Genomic DNA, 7,835 nt, shown 5'->3' on the forward strand with positions numbered 1-7,835 from the left:
GAAGTGAGTGAGCGCTGCCAACAACGCTGCAGCGCCAAATAGGACGTAGGGTATTCGCTAACGAGTGGGTGGTGCAGCTAGACGGCAAGTGAGAGAATCTTCCTGAGCATAGTTGCCTATGCGATGAAGTGAGTGAGCGCTGCCAACAACGCTGCAGCGCCAAATAGGACGCGAATAAAAAAAAGCCCGCTCAAGGGAGCGGGCAAAGTTGAAGTTTTGCTTCAATAAATCCAGGGAACATGCTTGAAACAGCAGCAAAACTAATCTTAGCCATTAGTCATACCGCTTATGTGAACTTTACTAAACAGGGTAACCCTCTTACCTTGTCTTTGCGCTAGCTCTGAACACAGGGCGTATGTTAAAGACTTCGAGTAATTACTTCAAACGAGAAAAATTAGCGCGCTGGCATTAATTAAACTAATGTGAGGCGGTTAATCCGTTGTGCGTTAATTAACCGGTTAATTTGCAGGGAGTGAAAGAAAGCCTTTATTCATGTGCGATTAAGTTTCAATGTGGATGATAGCTCGGATTACTTTTTGTAGTTGTATATCGCAGTTGCGGCCTTTTTTATGCTAAAACCAAACCCGGCCAAAGGTTTGAACTTAAGCGTGTTGCCACAGTCTGCTTTTTGAACAGAATACAAGTGGTAATAACAAATAAATATAGTTGCAATGAAGGCTTGTCAGCCATTGAGTTTACCTGGCTGGCTAATTATCATACGCGGCAAAATAAGATGTGGTTATAAATGGCAGATAAAAGCTTCACCTGGCCGGTACGGGTATATTATGAAGACACCGATGCAGGCGGTATTGTTTATTACGCGAATTATCTGAAGTTTTTTGAAAGGGCCCGCACCGAATGGTTACGAGCTCTGGGTATTGAACAAGACATTTTATTGTCAAATAATATCGGTTTTGTTGTAACGCAGGTTTTAATGAACAACAAAAAAAGTGCAGGGTTTAATGAATTATTGACGGTATCTAGTCAAATCAGTACCTTAAAGTCTGCGAGTATCATTTTTTCCCAGCAAATTTATAATGCTTCGGCCCAATTATTGTGTCAGGCTGAAATTAAAGTTGCCTGTATTGACCAGCAGGCTATGAAAGCCCGGCCAATGCCGGCCGAAATTGCAGAGGTATTAACGCGTGTCAGGTGAAATTTCCATTCTTCATTTATTACTGGATGCCAGTATCGTAGTGCAGCTGGTAATGCTTATTCTGGTAGGCATGTCAGTGGCCTCCTGGAGTATGATTTTTAAACGGAAAAACGTACTGCAAGCTGCCCTTGCTGATGCTAAGAGATTTGAAGATAAATTTTGGTCGGGTGTGGATTTATCAAAACTTTACGCTGAGGTCAGCGCCCGTCAGAGTAATAGTGGCTTAGAGTCACTGTTTAAAGCCGGTTTCAAAGAATTTGCCCGGTTACATAAAAGCAGTCGGCAGCAGCCTGCGGCAGTAATGGAAGGCGCGCAGCGCGCCATGCGGGTTGGCTTGTCTCGTGAAGTGGAGCGTCTGGAAACTAATTTACCTTTCCTGGCGACGGTGGGTTCTATCAGTCCTTACATTGGCTTGTTTGGAACGGTATGGGGCATTATGAATTCGTTTATTGCTTTAGGTGCTGTGCAGCAAGCGACGCTGGCTATGGTTGCACCCGGTATTGCCGAAGCACTGATCGCAACAGCTATCGGTCTGTTTGCGGCAATACCAGCTGTTATTGCTTATAACAAGTTTTCGCATCAGGTTGAGCTGCTGGAAAGCAGCTATGTGAACTTTGTTGAAGAGTTCTCTAATATTTTGCACCGCCAAGCGGTGAACAGTACCGAGGCAGCCTGATGTACGTGCGCAAAAAGCGGCGAATGATGGCCGAGATAAATGTCGTGCCTTACATCGATGTTATGCTGGTGCTGCTGGTCATTTTTATGGTAACTACCCCACTGATTACCCAGGGGGTAAAAGTTGAGTTGCCAAAATCTGCTGCAGAGCCGATTGCGCAAATGACAGAAGGCAAAACGCCGTTAGTGGCCACGGTAGATAGTGACGGTTTATATTACTTTGAAAAAGATGGTAATCAACAAGGTCCTTTTACCTCAGCCGAGCTGCAGGTTGAAGTGGCGAGCTGGCTAACGATAGAGCCCGGCACCCAGGTCATTGTTAAAGGCGATAAAGCGGTGAGTTACGAAGCGGTGATACGTTTAATTAATGTTTTGAAAAATGCTGGTGCGCCGGCAGTGGGTTTAATGACTGACAATGAAGTTTGATAAGCTTAAACCAGCCCTGAGCACATCTTTAGCAAAATCTGTGGCCTTGCATGTCGCGATTTTGTTGTTGCTGATTTTTGGTGCCAGTATCAGTTTCAAACGTAAAACGGTTGAGCTTTCTGTCAGTGCCGAGCAGGCGGTAGAGAGTAACCCGGCTCCGGTGGAGGCCGTGGCGATTGATCGTAAGCAATTAGAGCAGCGGGTCGCCGAAATTCAGAAAAACCGCGATGACGCCAAAAAAGCGGAAGAAGATAGGATTGCGGCGCTGGAACGCAGAGCTAAACAGGCTGAGCGTGACCGGGCAGCTGAAGAGCAGCGCTTAAAGCGGGTGGCAGAAGAGAAGCGCCAGGCAGACGAAGCGGCACGTAAATCAAAAGCGGCAGCAGCAGAAGCGCAGAAGCAACAACAGGCTGAAGCCGCCAAAGCCAAGCAAGCGGAAGAAGCACGTAAGGCACGCGAGGCAGAGCAGAAAAAAGCCGAAGCCGCCGCGAAGGCTGCAGAAGAGCGGCGCAAGCAAGCGGAAGAAGAAGCCGCTAAAGCACAGGCCGAGCGTGAGCGCAAGGCGCGTGAAGCCCGTGAGCAGGCCGAACGGGAACGGCAAATTCAAGAGCAGCTTGCAAACGAGGCAGAGGCAAGGCGCCAGGCTCGTGCTCAGCAAGCGGTTACTGAAGTACAGCGCTACACGGCAATGATCCGGGACGCGATACAACGTAATTTATTAGTAGATGAAAACATGCGTGGGAAAACAGCCAGAATTAATATCAGGCTGGCAACCAGTGGCTTTGTAACCGATGTGCGCTATGTTAGTGGCGACCGTCAGGTAGCAGATGCGGCTATTCGAGCAGTGAATCGGGCAGGAACCTTACCGATGTCTGCTGACCCTGATGTTTACAATCAACTTAAAGATATAACTTTAACGGTGGCACCAGAATTTCAATGATGATTAATGTACTGAAAAAAACGCTTATTCTTACCCTGTTACTGGTACCGGGATTAGCTCGTGCATCTTTAGAGATCGTGATTACCGAGGGTATTGACTCTGCCAGGCCAATTGCGATTCTGCCATTTAGTTTTAACGGTACCACCCGGCCCACGGAAAACCTGGCTGAGATTGTGTCTGCCGATTTAATGCGCAGCGGCAAGTTTAGCCCGCTGGCCCGTATTAAAATGCCGCAACAGCCGACTAAAGCCAGCGATATAAATTATGCCGCCTGGGCGAAAGAAGGGGTTGAGGCGATTGTGGTTGGTCAAATCAAGGAAATTGGCATTGACCGTTATACCGTTAGCTTTGAACTGGTTGATGTGCTGAAAGGTAATAGTGGCCCCAGTTCTCAAATGCTCAATGCCGGTAAACTGGTAACCAGCAATGAACACATATTAGATAGCCGTGAAACGACCATCAATGGCGGCCAGTTCCGCCAGTATGCCCACCGGATCAGCGATATTGTTTATGAGAAACTGACCGGTGAACGCGGTGCGTTTTTAACTAAAATTGCATACGTACTGGTCCAGCCGGACACTGAATTTCCTTATCAGTTGGTGGTTGCGGATTATGACGGCGTAAACGAGCAAATATTACTGCGCTCTAAAGAGCCATTAATGTCACCCAGCTGGTCGCCAGATGGAACCAAGCTGGCTTACGTGACTTTTGAGCGGCGTCAGGCTCAGATATTTATTCAGGATATCTATAGTGGCCGGCGCACGGTAGTCAGCACCTTTCCTGGCATTAACGGTGCGCCGGTGTGGTCGCCCGATGGGGAAAGCTTAGCCCTGGTGCTGTCTAAGGATGGCAATCCGGAAATCTACACTTTAAATATTGCCAGCAAAGCGTTACGTCGCGTTACGAATCAGCGCGCTATTGATACCGAACCAAGTTGGTCGCCAGATGGCAACGAGCTGGTATTCAGTTCGGACAGAGGTGGAAATCCACAGCTTTATAGCGTAAATTTAGTAACGGGTACTACCAGACGGTTAACATTTGAAGGTGAAATGAACCTGGCTGGCTCTTACACCCCTGATGGCAGCACTATAGTGATGGTGAACCGAACGCAGGGGCAGTACCATATTGCAAAAATGGATCGGCAAAGCCGGTTCCTGCAAGTATTGACCAAGACCAATCTGGATGAGTCGCCCAGTATTGCGCCTAATGGTTCTATGATTATATACAGCACTATGCACGGTTCGTCGCAAGTGTTGGCACTGGTTTCAATGGATGGACGCTTTAAAGCCCGACTGCCGGCGATAAATGGACAGGTTAAATCGCCGGCCTGGTCACCTTTTTTATAAAACAAAAACGTGGTTAACTTACTAAGGACAACAAAATGAACTTAAACAAAGTGTTAAAGGCTTTATTAATCGCAGTTCCTGTGATGACATTAGCCGCCTGTAGCTCAACGTCATCAACTTCTGCTGACGATGGCCTTAATTCAGGAGTTGCTGAACCTGTTGAAACTGTGCAGGTTGAAACAGCAGCACCAGTAATGAGCCCTGCAGAGCAAATGCGTCAGAAACTTGAAGCATTGCGTCAGGAAAACACTATTTATTTCGACTTTGACCGTGCGACAGTGCGTCCAGAGTTTGTAGAAGTGTTAGAAGCACACGGCACTTTTTTACGTGCTAACCCAAGCGTTCGGGTGACCATTGAAGGTCATTCAGATGAGCGTGGTACTCCAGAATACAACATCGCCCTGGGCGAACGTCGTGCTCAGGCAGTTCAGTCTTATTTACAGAACCTTGGTGTGTCAGCGGGTCAATTATCTACCGTTAGCTACGGTGAAGAGAAGCCAGTAGACAGATCACGTACTGAGACTGGTTTTGCTAAGAACCGTCGCGCAGTATTGGTATACTAATAAAATAAATAATATGAGTGATCATGACAGTAAATAAAACACTGTGGGTTGCTCTGTCCTTAGTGAGTACTGGTGCCTGGGGTAACCCGGCACCAGTTACTGAGCTGGGCAGAAATGTCACAACAAATCAGCAGCTTGCCAGTCCAGCCTCTGGTACTCTGGAGCAACGTCTGGCTACCTTAGAGAGAGTGGTGGAAGCCCGGGCTCAGGGGCAGTTGCAAATGCAGCAGCAACTTAACATATTGCTCGAAGAAGTCAGTCAGCTACGTGGCGTTACTGAAACGCACACCTATCAGCTTGATGAAATGCTGCAGCGTCAACGTGATTTATATCAGGAAATTGATCGTCGGGTAGGGGCTTTGCAAACCAGCAACGCAACTCAGCAATCCGCGGTTAGCAGTAACGCTAATAACGTTCCGACCGTTTCCTATTCTTCAAACATGTCAGAAAATGAAGCTTACGACAAAGCTGTAAATATGGTGTTGAAGGATCGGCGTTATGAAGCCGCCATTCCTGAGTTTGAAGCCTTTTTACAAAACTACCCTAATTCAGGTTATGCGCCCAATGCGCATTACTGGCTTGGCCAGCTGTTGTTTAATAACAATGAGCTTGCTAAAGCAAAAACCCATTTTGAACGCGTAGTGGCTAACTTCAGTACATCTAATAAAGTACCCGACGCATTATTAAAGCTGGGTCAGTTGGCAGAGCGCGAAAACAATAAAGACGCTGCGCTACGTTTTTACCGGCAATTAACCAAAGACCATGCCTCAGCAACGTCTGCCAGGTTAGCTCAGGAACGCATAGACATCCTGAAATAAACACCACAAGCCAACCCTCAGGTTGGCTTTGTTGTTTCATATCGCTGACTTTTTGTGCAGTCAGGCCATGATGGTGGCCTTTTTAACAATTTTCGGTTGCACTAACGCCGTAAATCAGTAAGATATGCGTCCGCGGTTAGGGTCGTTAGCTCAGTTGGTAGAGCAGTTGACTTTTAATCAATTGGTCGCTGGTTCGAATCCAGCACGACCCACCAAATCGCACAAACAAGTACACCGAAGCGGGTCGTTAGCTCAGTTGGTAGAGCAGTTGACTTTTAATCAATTGGTCGCTGGTTCGAATCCAGCACGACCCACCACTTCGCGTTTATTCTGTTTGGGTCATTAGCTCAGCTGGTAGAGCAGCGGACTTTTAATCCGTTGGTCGATGGTTCGAATCCATCATGACCCACCACTTTATGTTTTTCTGTTTGGGTCGTTAGCTCAGTTGGTAGAGCAGTTGACTTTTAATCAATTGGTCGCTGGTTCGAATCCAGCACGACCCACCAAACACCACTCCCATAAATACTGTTCTTGCTCGCTTGCCGCGTGTATAATATGCCCCTTTTTACGCAACAGGTCAGGTGTTATGACGCAGTCGATGTATTTTAGTGAACAGGATTTCCGTTTCCCAAAAAAACCTGCATCACTGTCTGCAGATGAAAAGCTTGCTTACAAAACCCGAATTAAAGCCTTGCTGCAGCAAAAAAATGCGGTATTAGTGGCCCATTACTACACCGATCCGGAAATTCAGGCACTGGCTGAAGAGACCGGCGGCTGTGTTTCAGACTCGTTAGAGATGGCCCGTTTTGGCAATGAACACCCGGCACAGACATTAATTGTCGCCGGGGTTAAGTTTATGGGCGAAACTGCAAAAATTCTGACGCCAAATAAAACGGTGCTAATGCCAACGCTGGAAGCCACCTGTTCTTTAGATTTAGGCTGCCCGGCTGAACCGTTCTCGGCGTTTTGTGATGCGCACCCTGACCGCGTGGTAGTGGTGTACGCCAATACCTCGGCGGCGGTAAAAGCGCGGGCCGATTGGGTGGTTACGTCCTCTATTGCGTTAGATGTTGTAGATTATTTAGACAGCCAGGGTAAGAAAATCCTGTGGGGCCCCGATAAACACCTGGGCGCTTATGTGCAGAAGCAAACCGGCGCGGACATGTTGTTATGGGATGCCGCCTGTATTGTACATGACGAGTTTAAAGCCAATGCGCTGGTGGAGCTGAAAAAGCAGTACCCTGAAGCCGCCGTACTGGTGCATCCGGAATCCCCCGACAGTGTGGTGCAGTTAGCTGACGCGGTAGGCTCAACCAGCCAGTTAATTAAAGCCAGCCAAACCTTGCCCAATAGTACCTTTATTGTCGCGACCGACAAGGGCATTTTTTACAAAATGCAGCAACAAATGCCAGACCGTACCTTTATCGAAGCCCCAACCGGCGGTAACGGCGCAACGTGCCGTAGCTGCGCACATTGCCCTTGGATGGCAATGAACGGCTTAAAAGCGATTGAGGACGCATTAAACGATGCGAATGGCCATGAGATCTTTGTTGATGATGCATTACGTGAAAAAGCGTTAGTACCACTTAACCGCATGCTCGGTTTCGCAAAAGAGCTAAAAATGCAGGTAAAAGGCAACGCGTAAGCTAAAAACTAATGCAAAAAATGTACGGGCTGCTTAAAAAGCAGCCATAAAAAAGCCGTTATGTATATAACAGTTGCAGCGCAGAGCGAATTTCCCTAGTATAGCCGCGCTTGCAACGCAAGTTCCGGAGAGATGGCTGAGTGGCTGAAGGCGCACGCCTGGAAAGTGTGTTTAGTTTAACCCCTAACGAGGGTTCGAATCCCTCTCTCTCCGCCAATTAAATGAAAAGAGCCCACGCCAAAAGCGTGGGCTCTTTTCATTTAAGC

Annotated in this window: 8 protein-coding genes and 5 tRNA genes; all 13 read left to right on the forward strand. The window is 47.6% G+C overall.

Going from position 1 to position 7,835, the window contains the following annotated elements; genetic code table 11:
* Positions 1–745: 745 nt before the first annotated feature.
* Positions 746–1,156 (forward strand): tol-pal system-associated acyl-CoA thioesterase, encoded by a 411-nt coding sequence (gene ybgC / locus ABY802_RS15045; RefSeq protein ID WP_372627946.1) that lies wholly within the window; start codon positions 746–748, stop codon positions 1,154–1,156.
* A gap of 1 nt (position 1,157) precedes the next feature.
* Entirely contained in the window at positions 1,158–1,832 is a 675-nt protein-coding gene (gene tolQ / locus ABY802_RS15050; protein WP_372627953.1) for a protein TolQ, read from the forward strand.
* Positions 1,832–2,257, forward strand: a complete 426-nt coding sequence (gene tolR, locus ABY802_RS15055; protein WP_097110104.1) for a protein TolR — start codon at positions 1,832–1,834, stop codon at positions 2,255–2,257. Before tolQ ends, tolR begins: the two co-directional genes overlap by 1 nt.
* Positions 2,247–3,197: a cell envelope integrity protein TolA gene (gene tolA / locus ABY802_RS15060; RefSeq protein WP_372627947.1), complete on the forward strand. Its 951-nt coding sequence runs from the start codon at positions 2,247–2,249 to the stop codon at positions 3,195–3,197. The genes tolR and tolA overlap by 11 nt, the downstream gene beginning before the upstream one ends.
* Entirely contained in the window at positions 3,194–4,543 is a 1,350-nt protein-coding gene (gene tolB, locus ABY802_RS15065) for a Tol-Pal system beta propeller repeat protein TolB (protein ID WP_372627948.1), read from the forward strand. Before tolA ends, tolB begins: the two co-directional genes overlap by 4 nt.
* A gap of 35 nt (positions 4,544–4,578) precedes the next feature.
* Entirely contained in the window at positions 4,579–5,106 is a 528-nt protein-coding gene (gene pal / locus ABY802_RS15070; protein WP_372627949.1) for a peptidoglycan-associated lipoprotein Pal, read from the forward strand.
* A 23-nt stretch (positions 5,107–5,129) separates the two neighbouring features.
* Positions 5,130–5,924 (forward strand): tol-pal system protein YbgF, encoded by a 795-nt coding sequence (ybgF, locus tag ABY802_RS15075; RefSeq protein ID WP_372627951.1) that lies wholly within the window; start codon positions 5,130–5,132, stop codon positions 5,922–5,924.
* Between the two features lie 139 nt (positions 5,925–6,063).
* Positions 6,064–6,139: transfer RNA gene (locus ABY802_RS15080), tRNA-Lys, on the forward strand.
* 26 nt (positions 6,140–6,165) lie between these two features.
* A tRNA-Lys gene (locus ABY802_RS15085) sits at positions 6,166–6,241 on the forward strand.
* A 19-nt stretch (positions 6,242–6,260) separates the two neighbouring features.
* Positions 6,261–6,336, forward strand: a tRNA-Lys gene (locus tag ABY802_RS15090).
* Between the two features lie 18 nt (positions 6,337–6,354).
* Positions 6,355–6,430: transfer RNA gene (locus ABY802_RS15095), tRNA-Lys, on the forward strand.
* 80 nt (positions 6,431–6,510) lie between these two features.
* Positions 6,511–7,569 carry a quinolinate synthase NadA gene (gene nadA, locus ABY802_RS15100; RefSeq protein ID WP_372627952.1) on the forward strand — a complete coding sequence of 353 codons (1,059 nt, stop codon included), beginning with the start codon at positions 6,511–6,513 and terminating at the stop codon, positions 7,567–7,569.
* A 126-nt stretch (positions 7,570–7,695) separates the two neighbouring features.
* Positions 7,696–7,785: transfer RNA gene (locus ABY802_RS15105), tRNA-Ser, on the forward strand.
* The last annotated feature ends 50 nt before the right edge of the window (positions 7,786–7,835 follow it).

Source organism: Arsukibacterium sp. (assembly GCF_041616895.1).
GTDB lineage: Bacteria > Pseudomonadota > Gammaproteobacteria > Enterobacterales > Alteromonadaceae > Alishewanella.

Coding starts and splice junctions, on each gene's coding strand:
- ybgC (WP_372627946.1), top strand. CDS start 746: ATGGCAGATAAAAGCTTCACCTGGCCGGTACGGGTATATTATGAAGAC.
- tolR (WP_097110104.1), top strand. CDS start 1,832: ATGTACGTGCGCAAAAAGCGGCGAATGATGGCCGAGATAAATGTCGTG.
- tolA (WP_372627947.1), top strand. CDS start 2,247: ATGAAGTTTGATAAGCTTAAACCAGCCCTGAGCACATCTTTAGCAAAA.
- tolB (WP_372627948.1), top strand. CDS start 3,194: ATGATGATTAATGTACTGAAAAAAACGCTTATTCTTACCCTGTTACTG.
- pal (WP_372627949.1), top strand. CDS start 4,579: ATGAACTTAAACAAAGTGTTAAAGGCTTTATTAATCGCAGTTCCTGTG.
- ybgF (WP_372627951.1), top strand. CDS start 5,130: ATGACAGTAAATAAAACACTGTGGGTTGCTCTGTCCTTAGTGAGTACT.
- nadA (WP_372627952.1), top strand. CDS start 6,511: ATGACGCAGTCGATGTATTTTAGTGAACAGGATTTCCGTTTCCCAAAA.